At 58.6% G+C, this 23,641-nt stretch carries 20 protein-coding genes and 2 tRNA genes; 1 reads left to right on the plus strand and 21 read right to left on the minus strand.

Annotated elements, in window-relative coordinates:
• Window positions 1–115 precede the first annotated feature (115 nt).
• From pnp to rlmE, 15 genes are all read right to left on the minus strand, one after another.
• Complete coding sequence (gene pnp / locus HBN98_RS04685) at window positions 116–2,221, minus strand: polyribonucleotide nucleotidyltransferase (protein WP_007961443.1); 2,106 nt, start codon at window positions 2,219–2,221, stop codon at window positions 116–118.
• A gap of 193 nt (window positions 2,222–2,414) precedes the next feature.
• Window positions 2,415–2,684: a 30S ribosomal protein S15 gene (rpsO, locus tag HBN98_RS04690; RefSeq protein WP_003221553.1), complete on the minus strand. Its 270-nt coding sequence runs from the start codon at window positions 2,682–2,684 to the stop codon at window positions 2,415–2,417.
• A gap of 115 nt (window positions 2,685–2,799) precedes the next feature.
• Complete coding sequence (gene truB / locus HBN98_RS04695) at window positions 2,800–3,717, minus strand: tRNA pseudouridine(55) synthase TruB (protein WP_064585918.1); 918 nt, start codon at window positions 3,715–3,717, stop codon at window positions 2,800–2,802.
• Between the two features lie 4 nt (window positions 3,718–3,721).
• Window positions 3,722–4,123: a 30S ribosome-binding factor RbfA gene (rbfA, locus tag HBN98_RS04700; RefSeq protein ID WP_064585917.1), complete on the minus strand. Its 402-nt coding sequence runs from the start codon at window positions 4,121–4,123 to the stop codon at window positions 3,722–3,724.
• Between the two features lie 159 nt (window positions 4,124–4,282).
• Window positions 4,283–6,805, minus strand: a complete 2,523-nt coding sequence (gene infB / locus HBN98_RS04705; protein WP_064585916.1) for a translation initiation factor IF-2 — start codon at window positions 6,803–6,805, stop codon at window positions 4,283–4,285.
• A gap of 27 nt (window positions 6,806–6,832) precedes the next feature.
• A complete protein-coding gene (gene nusA, locus HBN98_RS04710; protein ID WP_003221546.1) occupies window positions 6,833–8,314 on the minus strand; it encodes a transcription termination factor NusA in 1,482 nt (493 codons plus the stop codon).
• A gap of 47 nt (window positions 8,315–8,361) precedes the next feature.
• Window positions 8,362–8,820 carry a ribosome maturation factor RimP gene (rimP, locus tag HBN98_RS04715; protein WP_151101490.1) on the minus strand — a complete coding sequence of 153 codons (459 nt, stop codon included), beginning with the start codon at window positions 8,818–8,820 and terminating at the stop codon, window positions 8,362–8,364.
• Window positions 8,821–8,958: 138 nt separating this feature from the next.
• Window positions 8,959–9,035 (minus strand) — tRNA-Met (locus HBN98_RS04720).
• A 97-nt stretch (window positions 9,036–9,132) separates the two neighbouring features.
• A tRNA-Leu gene (locus tag HBN98_RS04725) sits at window positions 9,133–9,218 on the minus strand.
• 22 nt (window positions 9,219–9,240) lie between these two features.
• On the minus strand, window positions 9,241–9,627 hold the full coding sequence (secG, locus tag HBN98_RS04730) for a preprotein translocase subunit SecG (RefSeq protein ID WP_027610782.1): 387 nt from the start codon (window positions 9,625–9,627) through the stop codon (window positions 9,241–9,243).
• A gap of 4 nt (window positions 9,628–9,631) precedes the next feature.
• Entirely contained in the window at window positions 9,632–10,387 is a 756-nt protein-coding gene (gene tpiA, locus HBN98_RS04735; RefSeq protein WP_008088336.1) for a triose-phosphate isomerase, read from the minus strand.
• A 65-nt stretch (window positions 10,388–10,452) separates the two neighbouring features.
• On the minus strand, window positions 10,453–11,790 hold the full coding sequence (glmM, locus tag HBN98_RS04740) for a phosphoglucosamine mutase (protein WP_083367046.1): 1,338 nt from the start codon (window positions 11,788–11,790) through the stop codon (window positions 10,453–10,455).
• A gap of 16 nt (window positions 11,791–11,806) precedes the next feature.
• The gene (folP, locus tag HBN98_RS04745; RefSeq protein WP_083367047.1) at window positions 11,807–12,658 is read right to left on the minus strand and encodes a dihydropteroate synthase; all 852 of its coding nucleotides are present in this window, start codon (window positions 12,656–12,658) and stop codon (window positions 11,807–11,809) included.
• 8 nt (window positions 12,659–12,666) lie between these two features.
• Window positions 12,667–14,577 (minus strand): ATP-dependent zinc metalloprotease FtsH, encoded by a 1,911-nt coding sequence (gene ftsH, locus HBN98_RS04750; RefSeq protein ID WP_064585913.1) that lies wholly within the window; start codon window positions 14,575–14,577, stop codon window positions 12,667–12,669.
• Between the two features lie 202 nt (window positions 14,578–14,779).
• Window positions 14,780–15,409 (minus strand): 23S rRNA (uridine(2552)-2'-O)-methyltransferase RlmE, encoded by a 630-nt coding sequence (gene rlmE / locus HBN98_RS04755; RefSeq protein ID WP_064585912.1) that lies wholly within the window; start codon window positions 15,407–15,409, stop codon window positions 14,780–14,782.
• Between the two features lie 101 nt (window positions 15,410–15,510).
• On the opposite strand from rlmE, the gene HBN98_RS04760 reads away from it, so the two are divergent.
• Window positions 15,511–15,819 (plus strand): YhbY family RNA-binding protein, encoded by a 309-nt coding sequence (locus HBN98_RS04760; protein ID WP_003221534.1) that lies wholly within the window; start codon window positions 15,511–15,513, stop codon window positions 15,817–15,819.
• Window positions 15,820–15,828: 9 nt separating this feature from the next.
• Here HBN98_RS04760 and HBN98_RS04765 read toward each other — a convergent pair whose 3' ends face one another.
• The 6 genes from HBN98_RS04765 to dnaJ all read right to left on the minus strand — a co-directional run bounded on the left by HBN98_RS04765 (window position 15,829) and on the right by dnaJ (window position 23,417).
• Entirely contained in the window at window positions 15,829–16,233 is a 405-nt protein-coding gene (locus HBN98_RS04765; protein ID WP_064585911.1) for a hypothetical protein, read from the minus strand.
• Between the two features lie 28 nt (window positions 16,234–16,261).
• Window positions 16,262–16,738 (minus strand): transcription elongation factor GreA, encoded by a 477-nt coding sequence (gene greA / locus HBN98_RS04770; protein ID WP_083367048.1) that lies wholly within the window; start codon window positions 16,736–16,738, stop codon window positions 16,262–16,264.
• Window positions 16,735–19,956, minus strand: coding sequence for a carbamoyl-phosphate synthase large subunit (gene carB / locus HBN98_RS04775; protein WP_064585909.1), 3,222 nt, complete (start codon window positions 19,954–19,956; stop codon window positions 16,735–16,737). The genes greA and carB overlap by 4 nt, the downstream gene beginning before the upstream one ends.
• Before the next feature lie 126 nt (window positions 19,957–20,082).
• Window positions 20,083–21,219 carry a glutamine-hydrolyzing carbamoyl-phosphate synthase small subunit gene (carA, locus tag HBN98_RS04780; protein ID WP_064585908.1) on the minus strand — a complete coding sequence of 379 codons (1,137 nt, stop codon included), beginning with the start codon at window positions 21,217–21,219 and terminating at the stop codon, window positions 20,083–20,085.
• Between the two features lie 257 nt (window positions 21,220–21,476).
• Complete coding sequence (dapB, locus tag HBN98_RS04785; protein WP_003221523.1) at window positions 21,477–22,283, minus strand: 4-hydroxy-tetrahydrodipicolinate reductase; 807 nt, start codon at window positions 22,281–22,283, stop codon at window positions 21,477–21,479.
• A 9-nt stretch (window positions 22,284–22,292) separates the two neighbouring features.
• Window positions 22,293–23,417, minus strand: coding sequence for a molecular chaperone DnaJ (gene dnaJ / locus HBN98_RS04790; protein ID WP_083367049.1), 1,125 nt, complete (start codon window positions 23,415–23,417; stop codon window positions 22,293–22,295).
• Between the last annotated feature and the right edge of the window lie 224 nt (window positions 23,418–23,641).

Consider the following 23,641-nt stretch of genomic DNA (forward strand, 5'->3'; position numbering starts at 1 on the left):
CTGCGTAGCCGGGCGGGAGCAAGCGCCCTCGCCACAAATGCGTTTATGGCAGACAAAAAAAAGCCCCGCCGTTTTCACGGCGGGGCATTTTTATTGCGCTAAAGCGATGGGGTGATTAAACGCCCGAAGCCTTGGCCGCTGCCACGTCTTTGATGGACAGCTTGATACGGCCGCGGTTGTCCACGTCCAGTACCAACACTTCCACTTCCTGGCCTTCTTTCAGGATGTCGGTGACTTTCTCTACACGAGCGTCGCTCAGCATCGAGATGTGCACCAGACCGTCCTTGCCCGGCAGGATGTTGACGAATGCGCCGAAGTCGACGATGCGCTCAACCTTACCGACGTAGATCTTGCCGATCTCGGCTTCTGCAGTGATGCTCAGAACGCGCTGACGAGCAGCTTCTGCAGCATCCTTGGTTTCGCCGAAAATCTTGATCGAGCCGTCGTCTTCGATGTCGATCGAAGCCTTGGTCTCTTCGCAGATCGCACGGATGGTCGCGCCACCTTTACCGATAACGTCACGGATCTTGTCGGTGTCGATCTTCATCGCGATCATGGTCGGAGCGTTGGCCGACAGTTCGGTACGCGACTGGCCAATGATCTGGTTCATCTGGCCGAGGATGTTCAGGCGCGCTTCCAGGGCTTGGCCCAGAGCGATTTCCATGATCTCTTCGGTGATGCCCTTGATCTTGATGTCCATCTGCAGCGCGGTGACGCCTTTGGCGGTACCGGCTACCTTGAAGTCCATGTCGCCCAGGTGGTCTTCGTCACCCAGGATGTCGGTCAGGACGGCGAACTTCTCGCCTTCTTTAACCAGACCCATGGCGATACCGGCAACCGGCGCCTTCATTGGCACGCCAGCGTCCATCAGGGCCAGGGAAGCGCCGCAAACGGAAGCCATCGAGCTCGAACCGTTGGATTCGGTGATTTCCGACACCACGCGGATGGTGTACGGGAACACGTCAGCGGCTGGCAGCATGGCCGAAACCGAACGACGCGCCAGACGGCCGTGACCGATTTCACGACGACCAGCACCACCCATGCGACCACACTCGCCCACCGAGAACGGAGGGAAGTTGTAGTGCAGCATGAACGGGTCTTTTTTCTCGCCTTCCAGGGTGTCCAGCAGCTGCGCGTCACGGGCAGTACCCAGGGTCGCAACGACCAGAGCCTGAGTTTCACCACGGGTGAACAGGGCCGAACCGTGAGTCTTCGGCAGAACGCCGACTTCGATGTTCAGCGGACGTACGGTACGGGTGTCGCGGCCGTCGATACGTGGCTTGCCGTTAACGATGTTTTCGCGAACGGTGCGGTATTCGATTTCGCCGAAAGCAGCTTTGACGTCGGCAGCCGATGGCTGGCCTTCTTCGCCGGACAGCTTGGCAACGACCTGGTCTTTCAGCTCGCCCAGACGTGCGTAGCGGTCAGCCTTGACGGTGATGGTGTAAGCCTGGGAGATCGCTTCGCCGAACTCGGCACGGATCGCGCCCAGCAGTTCGGTGGCTTCTGGAGCAGGCGCCCAGGTCCAGGTTGGCTTGGCAGCTTCAGCGGCCAGTTCTTTAACGGCGTTGATCACCACCTGGAACTCGTCGTGAGCAAACAGTACCGCGCCCAGCATCTGGTCTTCGGTCAGCTCTTTGGCTTCCGATTCAACCATCAGTACGGCGTCCGAAGTACCGGCAACGACCATGTCCAGGCTCGAAGCAGCTTGCTGCTCGTAAGTCGGGTTCAGCAGGTAGCCGGTGCTTTCGTGGAAAGCCACGCGAGCGGCGCCGATCGGGCCGTCGAACGGAATGCCGGAGATGGCCAGGGCAGCCGAGGTACCGATCATCGCAGCGATGTCCGGATCGGTCTTCTTGCTGGTGGAAACAACGGTGCAGACAACCTGCACTTCGTTCATGAAGCCTTCTGGGAACAGCGGACGGATCGGACGGTCGATCAGTCGGGAAGTCAGGGTTTCTTTCTCGGAAGGACGGCCTTCGCGCTTGAAGAAACCGCCAGGGATCTTACCGGCAGCGTAAGTCTTTTCCTGGTAGTGAACGGACAGAGGGAAGAAGCCCTTGCCTGGATCGGCTTGCTTGGCACCGACTACGGTCACCAATACGCTGACGTCGTCGTCAACGGTGACCAATACTGCGCCGGAGGCCTGACGGGCGATACGGCCAGTCTCGAGGGTAACGGTCGACTGACCGAACTGGAATTTTTTGATTACCGGGTTCACGGTGTCCTACCTTCTTTGTGGCTCTTGGGGGAACTGGTTTCTTGCGAAATTCTTGGGCAATGTCGGGAATCGGCCCGCTGACTGTCCGGGTAAAACGGTAGTGCAGATAAAACTTGAGGCTGGGAGCCTGCCAGCCACCAGCGGAAAACCGCTGATGCCTGACAGACAACCAACCTCATAGCGCAATCGCTGATTAGCGACGCAGACCCAGGCGGCCGATCAGAGCGCTGTAACGGCTCAGATCTTTGCCTTTCAGGTAGTCCAGCAGCTTACGACGCTGGTTTACCATGCGGATCAGACCACGACGGGAGTGGTGGTCTTTACCGTTGGCCTTGAAGTGACCTTGCAGTTTGTTGATGTTGGCGGTCAGCAGTGCAACTTGCACTTCTGGCGAACCAGTATCACCAACAGCTTGCTGGTAGTCGGCAACGATTTGAGCTTTTTCTTGAACGTCGAGAGCCATGAGGCAATCCTTTTATCAGGAAACTGTTTCAAAAACAGTTTCAACAGGCCAGGGACAAATCCCTGTATCTATAAATGAGTAGTGACCGTGCCTGTTAACAGCCACACTCGTTCGGTCATTCTGACCGAATCAGTCGACGTGGCGCGATGCGCCCGTCTTCGCTCACTTCACCGATACCGATGAAGCGACCATTGTGATCCTGTACCCGTACCATGCCGAACTTCGGAGCATCCGGGGCACGTACCGGCTGGCCGTTGAGCCAGTAGAACGCGCTCGCTTCGGAGAAGTGCAGCAGCGGCCAATCCTGCAGGCCGCTGTCCGATGGCATCAGGAAGCGGTCGACCGCTTCGTTGCCGCCTTCGGCATGTACCGCTTCCAGCTCTTCGAGGGTGACGGTCTGCGCCAGGGTGAAAGGCCCGGCCTGGGTACGACGCAGTTCTGCGACGTACGCACCACAACCGAGCTGCTCACCGATATCCTCCACCAGGGTGCGAATATAGGTGCCCTTGCTGCAATCCACCGCAAGACGCGCAGTATCGCCTTCGAAGGCCAGCAATTCCAAGCGCGCAATAGTAACAGAACGCGGTTCGCGCTCCACTACTTCGCCTGCACGAGCCAGCTTGTACAGCGGCTGCCCGTCACGCTTGAGTGCCGAGTACATCGGCGGTATCTGACTGATTTGACCGCGAAATTTCGGCAGGACCGCTTCGACATCGGCGCGACCAACGGTCACCGCGCGCTCCTGCAAAACCTCACCCTCGGCATCGGCCGTGGTGGTGGTCTTGCCCAGTTGCGCCAGGGTTTCATAACCCTTGTCGGAATCGAGCAGGTATTGCGAAAACTTGGTTGCCTCGCCAAAGCACAACGGCAAGACACCGGTGGCCAACGGGTCGAGGCTGCCGGTGTGACCGGCCTTCTCGGCGTTGAGCAACCAGCGAACCTTCTGCAACGCGGCGTTGGAGGTGAACCCCAACGGCTTGTCGAGCAGGATGATACCGCTGACGTTACGACGGATACGTTTGACCTGAGCCACCGAATTACTCCTTGGTGTCTTCAGGTTCAGCGGTGGCCAGGTGCTGATTGTCTTCAGCCACGGCACGCTCAATCAGGGCCGACAGGTGCGCACCACGCACGACGCTTTCGTCGTAGTGGAAGTGCAACTGCGGCACGCTGCGCAGCTTCATTTCACGGGCCAACTGCATGCGCAGGAAACCTGCAGCAGCGTTGAGCACCTTGATGCTTTGCGCGATGTCTTCGGCGTTGTCCTGCCCCATCACGGTGATGAAGATCTTCGCGTGACCGACGTCACGGCTGACTTCCACAGCGGTAATGGTGACCAGGCCAACACGTGGGTCTTTGACTTCACGACGGATCAGCTGGGCCAGCTCACGCTGCATCTGATCGCCGATACGTTGGGTACGGCTGTATTCTTTTGCCATGATTTGTTACCTGTTACTGCCCTGCGGTGAAACCCGCAAGGTCTGAAAGCGGCAAACGCCCGGCCTGACAAATGCCAGACCGGGCGTTGCGTTTAGAGTCCGGGTGATGCGCCGCACAGTTGAGTGCGGCCGGCCATCACGGCTCCTGAAGTGCGCGAGTTAGAGGCTGCGAGCAACCTGAACCTTCTCGAAGACTTCGATCTTGTCGCCGACTTTGACGTCGTTGTAGCTCTTCACGCCGATACCGCATTCCATGCCGGCACGTACTTCGGAAGCGTCATCCTTGAAGCGGCGCAGGGATTCCAGCTCGCCTTCGAAGATAACGATGTCTTCACGCAGTACACGGATCGGACGGTTACGGTAGACAACACCTTCGATCACCATGCAACCGGCGATCGCGCCAAACTTCGGCGAACGGAACACGTCGCGCACTTCGGCCACGCCCAGGATGTTCTCGCGAACATCGCTGCCAAGCATGCCGGTCAGGGCTTTCTTGACGTCTTCGATGATGTCGTAGATCACGTTGTAGTAACGCATGTCCAGACCTTCCTGCTCGACGATCTTCCGTGCGCCAGCATCGGCACGCACGTTGAAGCCGAACAGTACAGCGTTGGAAGCCAGTGCCAGGTTGGCGTCGGATTCGGTGATACCACCGACACCGCCACCGACCACGCGCACTTGCACTTCGTCGTTGCCCAGGCCGTTCAGAGCGCCCTGCAAAGCTTCCAGCGAACCACGGACGTCGGATTTGAGGACGATGTTGAGCGTCTTCTTCTCTTCCTGACCCATGTTTTCGAAGATGTTTTCCAGCTTGCCGGCGTGAGCGCGAGCCAGTTTGACTTCGCGGAACTTGCCCTGACGGAACAGAGCCACTTCACGGGCTTTCTTCTCGTCGGCAACCACGCTCATCTCGTCACCAGCGTCCGGCGTACCATCCAGACCCAGGATCTCGACCGGAATGGCCGGACCTGCTTCCTTGATCGGCTTGCCGTTCTCGTCGAGCATGGCGCGCACGCGGCCGTAGTTCGAGCCGACCAGCACCATGTCGCCTTGACGCAGCGTACCGTCCTGAACCAGAACAGTTGCTACCGGGCCACGGCCCTTGTCCAGACGCGATTCGACGACAACACCACGGCCAGGAGCCGATGGAGTGGCAGTCAGTTCGAGCACTTCGGCCTGCAGCAGAACGGCTTCGAGCAGTTCGTCAACACCGGTACCCATTTTCGCCGAGACCGGTACGAATGGAGTGTCGCCGCCCCACTCTTCGGAAGTCACGCCGTGAACCGACAGTTCGCTGCGAATGCGATCGAGGTCGGCACCCGGCTTGTCGATCTTGTTCACTGCAACCACCAGAGGAACGCCAGCCGCCTGAGCGTGCTGAACAGCCTCGATGGTTTGTGGCATCACGCCGTCGTCCGCCGCTACCACCAGGATCACGATGTCGGTCGCCTTGGCACCACGGGCACGCATTGCGGTAAACGCAGCGTGACCAGGGGTGTCGAGGAACGTCACCATGCCGCGGTCAGTTTCAACGTGGTATGCGCCGATGTGCTGGGTAATGCCGCCGGCTTCGCCTGCAGCTACCTTGGCACGACGGATGTAGTCGAGCAGGGAAGTCTTACCGTGGTCAACGTGGCCCATTACGGTCACGACTGGTGCACGGGAAACTGCCTCACCTTCAAACTTCAGGGACTCGGCCAGGGAATCTTCCAGGGCGGTGTCGCTGACCAGGGTCACTTTGTGGCCCAGCTCTTCGGCAACCAGTTGAGCAGTTTCCTGATCGAGTACCTGGTTGATGGTCGCTGGGGTGCCCAGTTTGAACATGAACTTGATGATTTCAGCAGCCTTGACCGACATCTGCTGGGCGAGATCGCCCACAGTGATGGTCTCGCCGATCTTCACTTCACGCACGACAGGACCGGTAGGGTTCTGGAAACCGTGAGCGTTGCGCTTCTTCAGCTTGGCCTTGCCGCGACCACCACGACGGAAGCCATCGCTTTCTTCGTCGGTAGTGCGTGGCGCCACACGTGGAGCCGGCGCTTTTTCTTTGACCGATGCGCGATGCGGAGCGTTTTTGCGCTCGCCATCGCCACCACCGCCGCGACGATTGTTGTCGTCGGCACGTGGTTTGTCCGGACGGCGCTGTTCGTCACGCTTGCGAGCGTCGGCAGCTGGCGCAGCGGCAACAACCGGCGCAGCTTCGCGCACAGGTTCGGCCACTGGAGCAGGTGCAGCAACAGCTTCGGCAGTTGCACTCGGCGCTGCAGCAGGCTGATTACGCGCTTGTTCTTCAGCGCGCTGCTTGGCTTCTTCTTCAGCCTTCTTGCGGGCAGCATTTTCTACTGCGCGACGCTCTTCCAGTTCACGCTGGCGCTCGGCTTCGATTTCTTCCGCGCTACGCTGTACGAAAACTTTCTTCTTGCGAACTTCTACGCTGATGCTCTTGCTACCAGCCACACGCAGGGTGCTGGTGGTTTTACGCTGCAGCGTGATCTTGCGTGGTTCTTCCACTTTCGCCTTGTGGCTGCTTTTCAAGTGAGTCAGCAGGGATTGCTTCTCACTGTCAGTCACATGTTCTTCGGCGGCGGTGTGCGGCAGACCTGCCTCACGCATCTGCTGCAACAGGCGCTCTACCGGTGTTTTGACCTCATCGGCCAGTTGTTTCACCGTGACTTGCGTCATGCACTTCTCTCCTCAGGCCGCGCCTAATTACTCGAACCAGTGGGCTCGGGCGGCCATGATCAACTTGCCGGCACGATCATCGTCAATGCCGTCGATGTCGAGCAGATCGTCAATAGACTGCTCGGCCAGGTCTTCGCGGGTAATTACGCCGCGCACCGCCAGTTCCATCGCCAAATCCTTGTCCATACCCTCAAGCGAGAGCAGGTCTTCGGCCGGATGGGCGTCTGCCAGCTTTTCCTCAGTAGCGATGGCTTTGGTCAACAAACGATCCTTGGCACGAGCGCGAAGCTCGTTGACGATGTCTTCGTCAAAGCCGTCGATGTTGAGCATTTCTTCCAACGGTACGTAGGCAATCTCTTCCAGGCTGGTGAAGCCTTCATCAACCAGAACCTGAGCCAGTTCTTCGTCGACTTCCAGCTCGTCGATGAAGTTGCGCAGGATGTCGCCGGTTTCTGCTTGTTGCTTAGCCTGGATGTCCGATTCGGTCATCACGTTCAGGGTCCAGCCAGTCAATTGGCTAGCCAGACGCACGTTCTGACCACCGCGACCGATGGCCTGAGCAAGATTGTCTGCGCCAACGGCGATGTCCATGGCATGGGCATCTTCGTCAACGATAATGGCCGCCACTTCTGCCGGCGACATGGCATTGATTACGAACTGCGCCGGGTTATCGTCCCACAGGACGATATCGACACGCTCGCCACCCAACTCGCCCGACACGGCCTGGACGCGCGAACCGCGCATACCAATGCACGCGCCCTGCGGGTCGATGCGTTTGTCCTTGGAGCGGACAGCGATCTTGGCACGCGAACCCGGATCACGGGATGCGGCCATGACTTCGATCAGGCCTTCAGCGATTTCCGGCACTTCGATACGGAACAGCTCGATCAGCATTTCCGGCGCGGTACGCGACAGGATCAACTGCGGGCCGCGGTTCTCGGTGCGGATTTCCTTGAGCAGTGCACGCAGACGCACACCGACACGGAAGGTTTCGCGAGAAATGATGTCTTCACGAGCCAGCAACGCCTCGGCGTTGTTGCCCAGATCGACGATCACGTTGTCGCGGGTCACCTTTTTCACGGTGCCGGAGATGATTTCTCCCAGGCGCTCGCGATAGGCGTCGACCACTTGAGCGCGCTCGGCTTCACGCACTTTCTGCACAATGACTTGCTTGGCAGTCTGTGCGGCAATGCGGCCGAACTCGATGGATTCGATTTTTTCTTCGACGACGTCGCCGACCTTGGCGCCAGGATGCGTTTCGGCAACCTTGCTTGGCCAGGTTTCGATCGCCGGATCATCGAGGTCATTCTCTTCGACGACCGTCCAGCGACGGAAAGTTTCGTAGGAACCGGTGTGGCGGTTGATTTCCACACGCAGGTCAACTTCGTCTTCAAAACGCTTCTTGGTAGCAGTGGCCAGGGCCAGCTCCAGCGCTTCAAAAATTACGCTTGCCGGTACGCCCTTTTCATTGGATACCGACTCAACAACCAGCAGTACTTCTTTGCTCATCGTACGCCTCGCCTTTCGCAAGCCATTGGATCCGCGGGATCCGCGTCTCAGTCAAAACTGGGAATAATGTTGGCCTTGTCGATCATGTCGATCGGCAACAGGAACTCATGGTCGTCTACCTGCACCACGACGTCCTGCTCTTCTACACCGCGCAGAAGGCCCTGAAAGTTGCGCCGACCTTCAAAAGGCGAGCGCAGCTTGATCTTTACTTGTTCACCGGCAAATCTTGCAAACTGCTCAAGAGTGAACAGCGGGCGTTCCATGCCAGGCGAGGAAACTTCAAGCGTGTATTCAACGGAGATCGGATCTTCAACATCCAGCACACCGCTGATCTGACGGCTGACGATGGCGCAATCGTCCACCAGTACGCCGCCTTCTTTATCGATATAAACGCGCAACATTGAGTGGCGACCTTGAGCCGAAAACTCAATACCCCAGCATTCATAGCCTAGGGCCACGACCACCGGGGCCAACAAGGCCTGCAACTCTTCTAGCTTGCTCGACACCTGAACCCCCTCGTGCATGTATGTGCATGCTATGCAAAATAAAAAAATGGGCGAAACGCCCATCCTTGAAACGCCGTCGAACAGCGGCGTAGAAAGTGTCCAGCTAACAAAAAGCCCCTTAAAAGGGGCTCCTTAAACTGGTTGCGGGGGCCGGATTTGAACCGACGACCTTCGGGTTATGAGCCCGACGAGCTACCAGACTGCTCCACCCCGCGACAAAGCTGGGGCGGAAGTATACGACCGATCCCTTATAGGGTCAATGTAACCTTCCACCTGCAAGAAAGCCCGCAACAGCGGGCTCTCCTGACTAATTGGTACCGAGAAGGGGACTCGAACCCCTACACCCTATGGGCACAACCACCTCAAGGTTGCGTGTCTACCAATTCCACCACCTCGGCAAAACTACGTTTGAAACCCTTCTTACTTCTGCTCTTGAGCTGGAGGCACGTCAGTCGCTGGAGTAGCCGACTTTTGCTCTTGAAGCACCGGGACATCATCAGAAGCCGGTTGTTGCTGCTTAGGTACTTCCAACACTGCTGGATCTGGCAAACCTGCTTGAGTCAGCTGATGAGCTTTCTCTTTAGCAAAGTAACCTAACCCCAAGCTGGTTATGAAGAAACCGGCGGCAAGTATAGCAGTAAACTTACTAAGAAAGGTAGAGGAACCTTGGCTTCCGAACACAGTATTTGAAGCACCTGCTCCGAAAGACGCGCCAGCGTCCGCACCTTTACCCTGCTGCAGCAAAACCAGAGCAACTACGCCCAATGCACCCAGCAGATGAAAAACGACTACGACTGTTTCCAGCATTTTTTCAGTTTCCCGCGGCGCGACAAATCGCACCGAACTCATCTGCATTCAGGGAAGCTCCACCAATGAGCCCCCCATCAATATCCGGCATGCCGAACAGTTCGACCGCATTGGCCGCCTTCACGCTGCCGCCGTATAGAAGCCGCACACCTCGTGCGACTTCAGAATTCTCTGCCGCCAACTGCTCGCGAATGGCTTTATGCACATCCTGAGCCTGTTGCGGCGTTGCAGTCAGTCCGGTGCCAATGGCCCAGACAGGCTCGTAAGCAATGACTGCCTTGGCAAAGGCACCTACACCCAGCTCCTCGATGATGCTGCCCAGCTGACGCCCGACAACCTCAAGAGTTTTTCCGGCTTCGCGCTGCTCGAGGGTCTCCCCCACACACAACACCGGAATCAAGCCACATGCCTGTGCCGCTGCGAACTTGCGATTCAGCATCCCGTCTCGCTCACCCATTATCTGGCGGCGTTCGGAGTGCCCAACAAGTACCAGGGAACACCCTGCATCCACCAACTGACTCGGCGCAATCTCACCGGTCAATGCACCTTGCATGGATTCCACCGCAGAATTCTGCGCGCCGACCGAAATCGACTTGCCTTTCAAACCATCAATCACTTGATTGATATGCAAGCAAGGCGGGAATACCGCGACATCAACACCGCTAGGCAAGGCCAGATGACGAAGGCCGTTGATCAGCTCAGCGACGCTGGCGCGGGTACCGTGCATCTTCCAGTTACCAGCTACCATAGGGCGACGCATGCTGTACCTCGTCGGTCAAAGTGGGCGCAGATGTTACCCAACACAATCATGGCTGGCAAGCCGAATCAGGCAGAAACTTCACTTACCAGTTTTGCCAGTTCTTCGGCATAGCTGCGAACCTGAGTTTCGTCCTCGCCTTCGACCATTACACGTACCAGCGGCTCTGTGCCGGACTTGCGCAGAAGCACCCGGCCACGACCTGCCATTGCCTGGGTTACGCGCGCACTGGCTTCCTTGACAGCTGGATGCTCAAGCGGGTTTTCGCCGCCACCGAAACGCACGTTGATCAGCACCTGAGGACACTTGCGCAGCGCCTGACGTGTTTGCGCCAGCCCTTCGTTACGCGCCCTCAACGCCATCAGCACCTGCAACGCAGCGATGATCGCATCACCGGTGGTGGTGTGATTGAAGCAAACGATGTGCCCCGAATTCTCACCACCCACCAGCCAATTTCGCTCAAGCAGTTCCGCAATCACATAGCGATCGCCCACATTGGCGCGAATGAATGGAATCGAAAGCTCGGCAAGTGCCAGCTCAAGCCCCAGGTTACTCATCAGCGTACCGACGACACCGCCCTGCAGTTTTCCACGCTCATGCAGATCCCGCGCAATGATGAACAGCAACTCGTCACCATCGACGATGGTACCGGTGTGATCGACCATCAGCACCCGATCACCATCACCATCAAAGGCGATACCCAGATCAGCATGCTCGGCCAGAACAGCAGCCTGCAGCTGACCCATATGGGTCGAACCGCAGTTGTCATTGATATTCAGGCCATTGGGCTGGGCCGACAGCACAACCACTTCTGCGCCCAACTCGCGGAAGACACTCGGAGCCACCTTGTAGGTTGCACCGTGCGCGCAGTCGATGACGATCTTCAGGCCAGAAAAACTGGTACCGGTCGGCACACTGCTTTTGCAGAATTCGATGTAGCGGCCAGACGCGTCATTGATGCGCGACACTTTGCCGATCTTGCTCGACTCCACAACGGTCATCGGGGTGTCGAGCAACTCTTCGATCATCAGTTCCAGCTCATCAGGCAACTTGGTGCCTTGGCCGGAGAAAAACTTGATACCGTTATCGTCGTGCGGATTGTGCGAAGCGCTGATCACGATCCCGGCTTCGGCCTGGAAGGTACGCGACAGATAGGCAATGGCCGGCGTTGGCATCGGGCCGAGAAGCATGACGTCGGCACCCGCCGAAGTCAGACCAGCCTCGAGCGCGGACTCAAACATGTAGCCAGAGATCCGCGTGTCCTTGCCGACCAGCACTTTGCAGGCGCCCATTTTGCGAAACGCCATCCCCGCCGCCCAGCCGAGCTTGAGCATAAAGTCAGGGGTAATCGGGTATTCACCGACACGACCACGAATGCCGTCAGTACCAAAGTATTTCTTGCTCATAAGTGCTCCATCATTCTTATTCGGCTGATTCCACGGCCGCGAGCATGCGCACCACGTCTACCGTTTCCGCCACGTCATGGACGCGCAATATACGCGCTCCTTTCACCGATGCCAGCGCAGCCAACGCCAGACCACCGTGCAGGCGCTCGCCCACGGGACGGTTCAGCGCCTGGCCGATCATGCTTTTGCGTGAAACACCCACCAACAGCGGACGCCCCAGCGCATGCAGGGCCTCCATATGTTTGAACAAACTCAGATTGTGCTGCAGGGTTTTGGCGAAACCGAAACCGGGATCAAGAATGATCCGCTCTGCCGGAATACCCGCTGCCGCGCACCGCTCCATGCGCTCGGACAAAAACTCGCCAACTTCCCGAGTCACGTCCTGATAGTGCGGATTATCCTGCATATCACCCGGTTCGCCGAGCATATGCATCAGGCAGACCGGCAGGCCGGTCGCCGCAGCGGCATCCAGTGCGCCATCACGGCGCAGCGAACGCACATCGTTGATCAATCCTACGCCGAGGCGTGCAGTTTCGCGCATCACCGCAGGGGTCGACGTGTCGACCGAGATGATCACGTCCAGTTCGCGATTGATCAACTCCACGATCGGCGCTACGCGCTCCAACTCTTCCAGCGGCGAAACCGCACGAGCACCAGGGCGCGTCGATTCACCGCCGACGTCGATCAACGTCGCGCCGGCTGCCACCATGGCTTCGGCGTGACGCAAGGCCACGTCCAGCTGGCTGTAACGGCCACCGTCGGAGAAGGAATCGGGAGTGACATTAAGAATGCCCATGACATGCGTCTGGGCCAAATCAAGAACCCGGTTGCCACAAGGCAACCGGGTCAGGGACTGAACAGAAGTCATTTCAAACCTTAAACGTCAGCAGCCGGACCGCCAATCGGTGTTTCCGGACGCTCATCCTGAACCACTGGAGGTGGCGTACCAGTGCCGGTACCGCCCGTCCAGTCGCGAGGCTCGCGAGGAGTGCGACCCGCCATGATGTCGTCGATCTGCTCGGCATCGATCGTTTCGTACTTCATCAATGCATCAGCCATGGCATCGAGCTTGTCGCGGTTATCCGTGAGGATCTGCTTGGCCGTGCCGTAGCACTGGTCGATGATGCTGCGCACTTCGGAGTCGATCAATTTGGCTGTCTCACCGGAGAAGCTTGCATTCTGACCACCGCCGCCGCGACCGAGGAACACTTCGCCCTCTTCTTCGGCATACATCAGCGGACCGAGTTTTTCCGACAGGCCCCACTTGGTCACCATGTTCCGTGCAATCTGACTGGCACGCATGATGTCGTTGGAAGCACCGGTGGTGACACCGTCGAAACCAAGGGTCATCTCTTCAGCGATACGGCCGCCGTACAGCGAACAAATCTGGCTGATCAGCGCGCGCTTGGACAGGCTGTAGCGATCTTCTTCCGGCAGGAACATGGTTACACCCAGCGCACGACCGCGCGGAATGATCGAGACCTTGTACACCGGATCATGCTCAGGCACGACGCGACCAACGATCGCGTGACCGGCTTCGTGATAAGCGGTGTTCTGCTTTTCTTTCTCGGACATGACCATGGATTTGCGCTCGGCGCCCATCATGATCTTGTCTTTGGCCAGTTCGAATTCTTTCATTTCAACGATGCGCTTGCCGCTGCGCGCAGCGAACAGGGACGCTTCGTTGACCAGGTTTGCCAGGTCAGCACCGGAGAAGCCCGGAGTACCACGTGCGATAACTGCCGGAGCAACGTCGTCGCCCATGGGCACTTTGCGCATGTGCACCTTGAGGATCTGCTCGCGACCACGGATGTCCGGCAAGCCAACCACCACCTGACGGTCGAAACGGCCCGGACGCAGCAGCGCCGGGTCGAGAACGTCGGGACGGTTAGTCGCAGCAATCACGATGATGCCGTCGTTCATTTCGAAGCCGTCCATCTCGACCAGCAACTGGTTGAGGGTCTGCTCGCGTTCGTCGTGACCGCCACCCATGCCGGCGCCACGATGGCGACCGACGGCGTCGATTTCGTCGATGAAGATGATGCACGGCGCGTGTTTCTTGGCCTGTTCGAACATGTCGCGAACGCGGCTGGCGCCGACACCCACGAACATTTCAACGAAGTCGGAACCGGAGATGGTGAAGAAAGGCACCTTGGCTTCGCCGGCAATCGCCTTGGCGAGCAAGGTTTTACCGGTACCCGGAGGACCGACCATCAGCACACCACGAGGAATACGGCCACCCAGGCGCTGGAACTTGCCTGGATCGCGGAGGAATTCCACCAGCTCGCCAACCTCTTCCTTGGCTTCGTCGCAACCGGCGACGTCAGCCAGAGTGGTTTTCACCTGGTCTTCGGAGAGCAGGCGTGCCTTGCTCTTGCCGAAACTCATCGGTCCGCCCTTGCCGCCGGCACCGCCCTGCATCTGGCGCATGAAGAACATGAACACCGCGATGATCACCAGGATCGGGAAGCTTGCCACAAGGAGCTGGGTCCAGATGCTCTGCTGTTCCGGCTGCTTGCCTTCGACCACAACGTGGTTGTCGACCAGGTCACCGATCAGGCCATTGTCCTGAATCGCCGGACGAATGGTCTTGAAGCTGTCGCCATCGTTGCGCTTGCCGGTAATCACATAGCCGTCAACCGCTACGCGCTCGACCTTGCCATCCTTGACCTGCTGGATGAAGTCGGAATAGTTGAGGGTCTGCGGCTCGTTAGGGCTGGAGAAGTTGTTCATCACCGTCACGAGGACTGCCGCGATGATCAACCACAGGATCAGATTCTTTGCCATATCGTTCAATTAACTACCCTCTGAAGCAAGCTCCGCTACTGGCGCGCGCTTCGCATGATATTCACCGGCCTAACTTACTACATTACCTACAACTCTGGCAGGCGCCGTCTGTAACCCTTTGTGAAACACTTTCTACACAATATTCGCTTATGCACGCGGGGCGAAATACGAAAAACCTATCACCCCACGAAAAAATCTCGTTTTACTCATCACCGCCGCGATACCCCCAAGCCAGCATGTATTGCTCTCGGGAACTGCCACGGGAGGAGTCTGGCTTGATCATCTGAATCTTGTCGAATTTCCGACGAGCATCCTTCAGGTACACATCAAACCCTTCGCCCTGGAAAATCTTGATCACGAAATTACCACCCGGCTTGAGGATCCGCTCTGCCAGATCAAGTGCCAGCTCACAAAGGAACATCGCCTTTGGCATGTCCACTTCGGGCGTACCACTCATATTGGGGGCCATATCGGAAATCACAAGGTCCACCTGCGAATTACCCACGGCCTCAAGGATCCGCGCGAGCACTGCATCCTCGGTGAAGTCACCCTGGATGAAGGTCACGTCCGGAATGCTGTCCATTTCCAGAATGTCCGAAGCGATCAGGCGCCCCTGACCACCGATCAGCCGACTAGTGACCTGCGACCAGCCACCGGGCGCCGCGCCCAGGTCGACAACGCTCATGCCGGAACGGATCAGCTTGTATTTCTCCTGGATCTCCAGAAGTTTGTAACTCGCACGCGAGCGGTAGCCATCCTTCTGCGCCTGCTTCACATAAGGATCGTTGACATGTCGTTTCAGCCAACCAAGGCTTGTCTTGGAACGCGCCATTGGGCACCTCGATGATTAGGGTCGTGATTTATTGGGCGGATCCACGAACCCTCGGGTAAAATGGCCGCCATTTTACAGAATCCAGACGAAAGGGTCAGATTATGCCGCTCACTCCAGAGCAGAAGAAACAGTACAAATCCATTGGCCACCATCTGAAACCGGTTTTGACGGTGGCTGACAACGGTTTGACTGAGGGTGTGTTAGCCGAACTCGAACGCGCATTGGCGGATCACGAGCTGATCAAGATCAAGCTCAACATCCTCGATCGCGAGTCGCGCCTGGCGCACATTGCCGAACTGTGCAAGGTCGGCAAAGCAGACCTGGTACAGGTCATCGGCAAGATGGCACTGGTTTACCGCAAGAACTTCAGCGTCAACAAGCAGCTGTCGAACGTTCATCGCTTCAAGTGATGACAAGGGTCAAGGGTGTGCTTCGCGCACCCTGCCACTCGATCCCGGGACCGGCTGCAGCACCAGCACCACACCGGAAAAACCCAACACCAGAAAACTGAATTCCTGCCAGCGCTGCGCTTCCGGCCAGCCGACACGCACTGCGACAAACATCGCACACGCGTATAACGCCATCAGCAACACCTGCCCGCGAAAATCCCGCCATAGACTGACAAGGCCATCGGCCTTTACCAGCACCAAAGCCTGAAAAATCACGCAGGCGGCGGCGAATCCCACCACCGGCACTTGTACTGCGCTTGCCACCTCATCGATCAACAGCGGTGCCAGACCAATTCTGTCCAACACCGACTGCAAACCGAGATGAATCAACCAGAAGCCGCCGACCCACAACGTTTGGGTCAGTTGCCAAAGCATGGCGCCCGCTTGTAGCGGGCGCCTGCCTTCAGATGTGACGGACTTCGACAATCTCATACTCGATATCGCCGCCCGGTGTTTTCACGACAACCGTGTCGCCCTCTTCCTTTGCAATCAAGGCGCGGGCGATCGGCGAGCCGACCGAAATCTTGCCGAGCTTGATGTCCGCCTCATCCTCACCCACGATCTGGTAAGTCACGCTTTCATCGGTCTCGACGTTGGCGATCTCGACGGTAGTGCCGAAAATCACTTTGCCGGTGTGCGGAATGGTCGTCACATCGATGATCACGGCATTCTGCATGCGACCTTCGATGTCACGGATCCGCGCCTCGACCATGCCCTGCTGTTCGCGGGCGGCATGGTATTCGGCGTTTTCCTTCAGGTCACCCAACTCGCGGGCCGTACCGATGTCCTGGCTGAGCTTCGGACGAACGACCTTGGTCAGATGAGCGTGTTCTTCTTCCAGGGCTTTCGCGCCCTGGACGGTCATTGGGTATTTGATCATGCCTTCAATCCTGCGTGTAGATCCTGCAAGCGGCGCACGGTCTTCTCGGGACCGAACTTCAGCGCTTCACAGATAGCTTCGCCCGCAGCAATGGTGGTGGTGCAGTAGATCTTGTGCTGCAGGGCATTACGGCGAATGGAGTACGAGTCGGCGATCGACTGACGACCTTCGGTGGTGTTGATGATCAGGGTGACTTCGTCATTCTTGATCATGTCGACCACGTGCGGACGCCCCTCGGTCACCTTGTTCACACGGCGCACTTTCAGGCCTGCAGCTTCGATCAGCTTGGCAGTACCGGCAGTGGCAACCACTTCGAAGCCCAAGTTGATCAGATCACGGGCCACGCCTGCAACCAGCGGCTTGTCATCGTCACGCACGCTGATGAACGCGGTACCGCCAGTCGGCAGCACTTCGCTGGCGCCCATCTGGGCCTTGGCGAAAGCTTCACCGAAAGTGTCGCCCACGCCCATCACTTCACCGGTGGACTTCATCTCTGGGCCGAGGATCGGGTCAACGCCAGGGAATTTGGCGAACGGGAACACCGCCTCTTTCACGCTGTAGAAGTTCGGGATGATTTCCTTGGTGAAGCCGATTTCCTTCAGGGTCTTACCGGCCATCACGCGAGCAGCGATCATCGCCAGGGACACACCGATGCACTTGGACACGAACGGTACGGTACGGGAAGCGCGCGGGTTGACTTCGATGACATAGATGTCTTCGCCTTGCAGCGCCAGCTGTACGTTCATCAGGCCGACAACGCCCAACTCCAGGGCCATTTTCTTGACCTGCTCGCGCATCTCGTCCTGGATGTGCGCCGGCAGCGAGTACGGCGGCAGCGAGCAAGCGGAGTCACCGGAGTGAACGCCCGCCTGCTCGATGTGCTGCATGATCGCGCCGATCACCACGTCCTTGCCGTCGCAGACCGCATCCACGTCCATCTCGATGGCGCAGTTGAGGAAGTGGTCGAGCAGCACCGGGCTGTCGTTGGACACTTGCACCGCGTCACGCAGGTAGCGCTTGAGCTCGTCTTCCTTGTAAACGATTTCCATCGCGCGGCCGCCCAATACATAGGACGGGCGCACCACCAGCGGATAACCGATCTTGGCAGCAGCACGAACAGCCTCGTCTTCGCTGCGCACGGTGGCGTTTGGCGGCTGACGCAGGTTCAGGCGCTCAACCATTTGCTGGAAGCGCTCACGGTCTTCGGCACGGTCGATGGCATCAGGGCTGGTACCGATGATCGGCACGCCAGCCGCTTCCAGGGCGCGAGCCAGTTTCAGCGGAGTCTGGCCGCCGTACTGGACGATCACGCCTTTCGGCTTCTCGACGCGGCAGATTTCCAGCACGTCTTCCAGGGTCACCGGCTCGAAGTACAGACGGTCGGAAGTGTCGTAGTCGGTAGAAACGGTTTCCGGGTTGCAGTTGACCATGATGGTTTCGTAGCCGTCTTCGCGCAGGGCGAGGGCAGCGTGCACGCAGCAGTAGTCGAACTCGATGCCCTGGCCGATACGGTTCGGACCGCCACCCAGGATCATGATCTTGTCGCGACCGGACGGCGCGGCTTCGCACTCTTCCTCGTACGTCGAGTAGAGGTAAGCGGTGTCGGTGGCGAACTCGGCCGCGCAGGTGTCAACGCGCTTGTAAACCGGGAACACTTCCAGCTTTTGACGGTGAGTACGCAGGTTCTTCTCGGTCACACCCAGCAGCTTGGCCAGACGCTGATCGGAGAAGCCTTTGCGCTTGAGCTTGAACATCAGGTCGCGGTCGATAGCGGACAGACCGAGGGTCTTGACCTTCTCTTCTTCCTTGATCAGATCTTCGATCTGCACCAGGAACCACGGGTCGATCATGTTCATGCCGAAGATGTCTTCGACGGTCATGCCGGCGCGGAACGCGTCTGCCACGTACCAGATACGCTCGGCGCCTGGCACGGTCAGTTCGCGCTTGAGCACGCTCATGCTTTCCGGGTTGCTCAGGTCGAGCTTCTCATCCAGACCGCACACGCCGACTTCCAGACCGCGCAGGGCTTTCTGCAGGGATTCCTGGAAGGTACGGCCGATGGCCATGACTTCACCCACCGATTTCATCTGGGTGGTCAGGCGGGCGTCGGCCTTGGCGAATTTCTCAAAGGCGAAACGTGGCAGCTTGGTCACAACATAGTCGATCGACGGCTCGAAGGACGCCGGAGTCTTGCCGCCGGTGATGTCGTTCGACAGTTCGTCGAGGGTGTAGCCCACAGCCAGTTTGGCCGCGACCTTGGCGATCGGGAAACCGGTGGCTTTCGAAGCCAGCGCCGAGGAACGCGATACGCGCGGGTTCATTTCGATCACGACCATACGGCCAGTGTTCGGGCAGATACCGAATTGAACGTTGGAACCACCGGTCTCGACGCCGATCTCGCGCAGAACTGCCAGGGAGGCGTTACGCAGGATCTGGTATTCCTTGTCGGTCAGGGTCTGAGCCGGAGCCACGGTGATGGAGTCACCGGTATGCACACCCATCGGGTCGAAGTTTTCGATCGAGCAGACGATGATGCAGTTGTCCTTTTTGTCGCGGACAACTTCCATTTCATATTCTTTCCAGCCAATCAGCGATTCGTCGATCAGCAGCTCTTTGGTCGGCGACAGGTCCAGACCACGGGCGCAGATTTCTTCGAACTCTTCACGGTTGTAGGCGATACCGCCACCGGTGCCGCCCATGGTGAAGGACGGTCGGATGATGCAAGGGAAGCCGAGGGTTTCGAGAACCGCGTAGGCTTCTTCCATGCTGTGGGCGATACCGGAACGCGGGCACGCCAGGCCGATGGATTTCATCGCCTTGTCGAAACGCGAACGGTCTTCAGCCTTGTCGATGGTGTCGGCGTTGGCACCGATCATTTCCACGCCGAACTTCTCCAGAACGCCTTCGCGCTCCAGGTCCAGGGCGCAGTTCAGAGCAGTCTGGCCGCCCATGGTTGGCAGCACTGCATCCGGACGTTCTTTTTCGATGATCTTGGCCACGGTCTGCCACTTGATCGGCTCGATGTACGTGGCGTCAGCCATGTCCGGGTCGGTCATGATGGTGGCCGGGTTGGAGTTCACCAGGATGACGCGGTAACCCTCTTCGCGCAGGGCTTTGCAGGCCTGGGCGCCGGAGTAGTCGAATTCGCAGGCCTGGCCGATAACGATCGGGCCAGCGCCGAGAATCAGGATGCTTTTAATGTCTGTACGTTTTGGCATGGGTTTGTCACTCAAATCCGCAGGTCAGTCGGCAAGCCGTCTTGATCGATTTCTGAAGCCCTGAGGGGCGCCACCGGTGTCGGGGCCGCCCTCGAGGGCTTCTCGCTACAGTCTCAAGGCGAACGCTTAGCGTCGCTTGGCCATCTCGTTGATGAAGCGGTCGAACAGTGGAGCCACATCGTTCGGGCCCGGGCTCGCTTCAGGGTGGCCCTGGAAGCTGAACGCGCTCTTGTCGGTGCGCTCGATGCCTTGCAGGGTGCCGTCGAACAGCGATTTGTGGATCGCGCGCACGTTGGCTGGCAGGGTCGCTTCGTCAACCGCGAAACCGTGGTTCTGGCTGGTGATCATCACCACGCCAGTGTCCAGATCCTGAACCGGGTGGTTGGCACCGTGGTGGCCGTGGCCCATTTTCAGGGTCTTGGCGCCGGAGGCCAGGGCCAGCAACTGGTGACCGAGGCAGATGCCGAATACCGGAATCTCGGTTTCCAGCACGTCCTTGATCGCCTTGATCGCGTAATCACATGGCTCCGGGTCACCAGGGCCGTTGGACAGGAACACGCCGTCCGGCTTGAGGGCCAGCACGTCGGCCGCCGGGGTTTGCGCCGGCACCACAGTGACGCGGCAGCCGCGCTCGACCAGCATGCGCAGGATATTGACCTTGACGCCGTAGTCGTAGGCAACCACGTGATAAGGCAGCTCGGAGGCATCGATGGTCGCGTGGCTGTCGGTCTTCAAGTCCCAGACAGTGGAGCGCCATTCGTACTGTTCTTTAGTGCTGACGACTTTCGCCAGGTCCATGCCTTTCAGGCCCGGGAAGCCTTGCGCAGCGGCAATTGCCGCTTCTTCGGAGATGTTGTCGCCGGCCATGATGCAGCCGTTCTGTGCGCCTTTCTCGCGCAGGATGCGGGTCAGGCGACGGGTGTCGATACCGGCGATCGCCACAACGTTGTTGGCTTTCAGGTAGTCGGAAAGAGACATCGTGTTACGCCAGTTGCTCGCTACCAGCGGCAGGTCACGGATGACCAGGCCAGCGGACCAGACGCGGTCGGACTCGGCGTCTTCCGGCGTGGTGCCGGTGTTGCCGATGTGCGGGTAAGTCAGGGTAACGATCTGTTGGGCGTAGGAAGGATCGGTAAGGATTTCCTGATAGCCGGTCATTGCGGTGTTGAACACCACCTCACCAACGGTTTGACCGTCGGCTCCAATGGCTTCGCCGCGAAAAATGCTGCCATCAGCAAGGGCGAGTATGGCTGGCTTAGTCAAGAAGACCTCCCGTAAATAACGCATGAAAGGGCAATCGCAGGTTGTAAAAAAGCGGAGTGACGTATGGACACGTCACCCCGCTTCTTCACTGAATTATTCTGCGCGCTTTTAGTGGACACACTAAAGCTGTAGCTTACAGAAAAAGGCTTTTTTGGTCCACCGCTAAAGAGCCTTAAAGGCCGGAGAATGCGACAGGCCGTCGCGCGGTAGAGAAAAACCAGCGCAAACAGGGCGTTTGCGCTGGGTAAAACAGTCAATCAATGCAGGTCGAGCACGTCCTGCATGTCATACAGACCCGGCTCGCGACCATCCAGCCACAACGCCGCACGCACCGCGCCCTTGGCGAATGTCATACGGCTGGAAGCCTTGTGCGTGATCTCCAGACGTTCGCCCTCACAGGCGAACAGCACGGTGTGATCACCCACCACATCACCACCACGAACGGTAGCGAAACCGATGGTTTCGCGCTCCCGCGCACCGGTGTGGCCTTCCCGACCGTAGACCGCGACCTTCTGCAGATCACGGTCCAGCGCATCGGCGATCACTTCGCCCATACGCAACGCCGTGCCCGAAGGGGCATCGATCTTGTGCCGGTGATGCGCCTCGATGATCTCGATGTCGGCATCATCGCCAAGCACCCGGGCAGTCATCTCGAGCAGCTTCAGCGACAGATTGACCCCGACACTGAAGTTGGCCGCGAAAACGATCGGAATGTCCTTGCCCGCCTCGGCCAGCAACTGCTTCTGCGCAGCGTCCAGCCCAGTGGTGCCGATGACCATGGCCTTGCCGGCCTTGCGGCAGAACGCGAGGTTTTTCAGCATGACTTCCGGCAGCGTGAAGTCGATCAACACGTCGAACTCTTCTGCCACCGATTCCAGGTTGCCGGACAACGGCACACCGATACGCCCCAGCGAAGCCAGCTCACCAGCGTCGACCCCGATCAGCGTACTGCCGGGACGAACGATCGCCGCGGTCAGGCCGGTCAGCGGCGCGCGCTGCTGCACGGCTTCGACCAGAATCTTGCCCATGCGCCCGGCGGCGCCCATCACAGCTATACGTCGCATGCCGACTCCTTACAGATCGCCGAAGAAGCGCTTCACACCATCGAACCAACCGGTGGTTTTCGGCGAGTGGCTGTTGTCGTCCGCCAGGGAGCTGCGGAACTCTTCGAGCAATTCGCGCTGACGACGATTCAGGTTGACCGGGGTTTCGACGGCCACACGGCACATCAGGTCGCCCGCACCACCGCCCCGCACCGGCGCTACACCTTTGCCGCGCACGCGGAACTGCTTGCCGGTCTGGGTGCCTTCAGGGATTTTCAGTTTGACCCGACCGTCGAGGGTCGGAATTTCCAGCTCGCCGCCGAGTGCCGCATCGACGAAGCTGATCGGCACTTCGCAGAACAGATGTTTGCCATCGCGCTGGAAGATGTCGTGCTCGCGCACGTTGATGACGACATACAGATCGCCCGTCGGGCCACCCTGCGTACCAGCCTCGCCTTCGCCGGACAGGCGAATGCGGTCACCGGTATCGACGCCAGCCGGCACCTTGACCGACAGGGTCTTGTACTCTTCTACGCGACCGTCGCCGTGGCAGGAGTCGCACGGATCGGAAATGATCTTGCCCTGGCCATGGCAGCGCGGGCAGGTCTGCTGCACCGAGAAGAAACCTTGCTGCATACGCACTTGGCCGATACCGCCGCAGGTCGGGCACGTCGATGGCGACGAACCTTTCTTCGCGCCGGAACCGTCGCACGGCTTGCAGTTGACCAGTGTCGGAACGCGGATATTCACGGTGGTGCCACGTACCGCTTCTTCCAGATTCAGCTCCAGGGTGTAGCGCAAATCGCTGCCACGCTGGGCGCCGCCACGGGAACCGCCGCGACCGCCACCGAAGAAATCACTGAAGACATCGCCAAAGATGTCAGAGAAATTCTGCCCGCCGAATCCGGCGCCACCACCACCCATGCTCGGGTCGATGCCGGCGTGACCGTACTGGTCGTACGCCGCGCGCTTGCTGGAATCGGACAATACTTCGTAGGCCTCGTTGGCCTCTTTGAACAGTTCTTCCGACGCTTTGTCATCGGGATTACGGTCAGGGTGGTGCTTCATCGCCAGACGACGATAGGCCTTCTTCAGGTCCGCATCGCTTGCGCCACGCTCAACACCCAACACTTCGTAATAGTCACGCTTTGCCATAAGTCATTTGCACTCTTGAGGACGTCCGGCAAACCCCTCCTGAGGATGGCCAAACTCGTTGAGCCCCAATACAGGCCCGGACCCAACTCACGTCAATTCAACGATCCTGGTCTTTGTTTCTTGTGGTACTTGCGGCGCGAAAAGCAGGAGCATTTCCGGCCATACCAGCAACACACGAGGCTTGTCGCATGCTGTAAAAATTCACGTATTCCAGATACGCCAAC

The sequence above is a fragment of the Pseudomonas koreensis genome, assembly GCF_012986595.1.
GTDB lineage: Bacteria > Pseudomonadota > Gammaproteobacteria > Pseudomonadales > Pseudomonadaceae > Aquipseudomonas > Aquipseudomonas koreensis.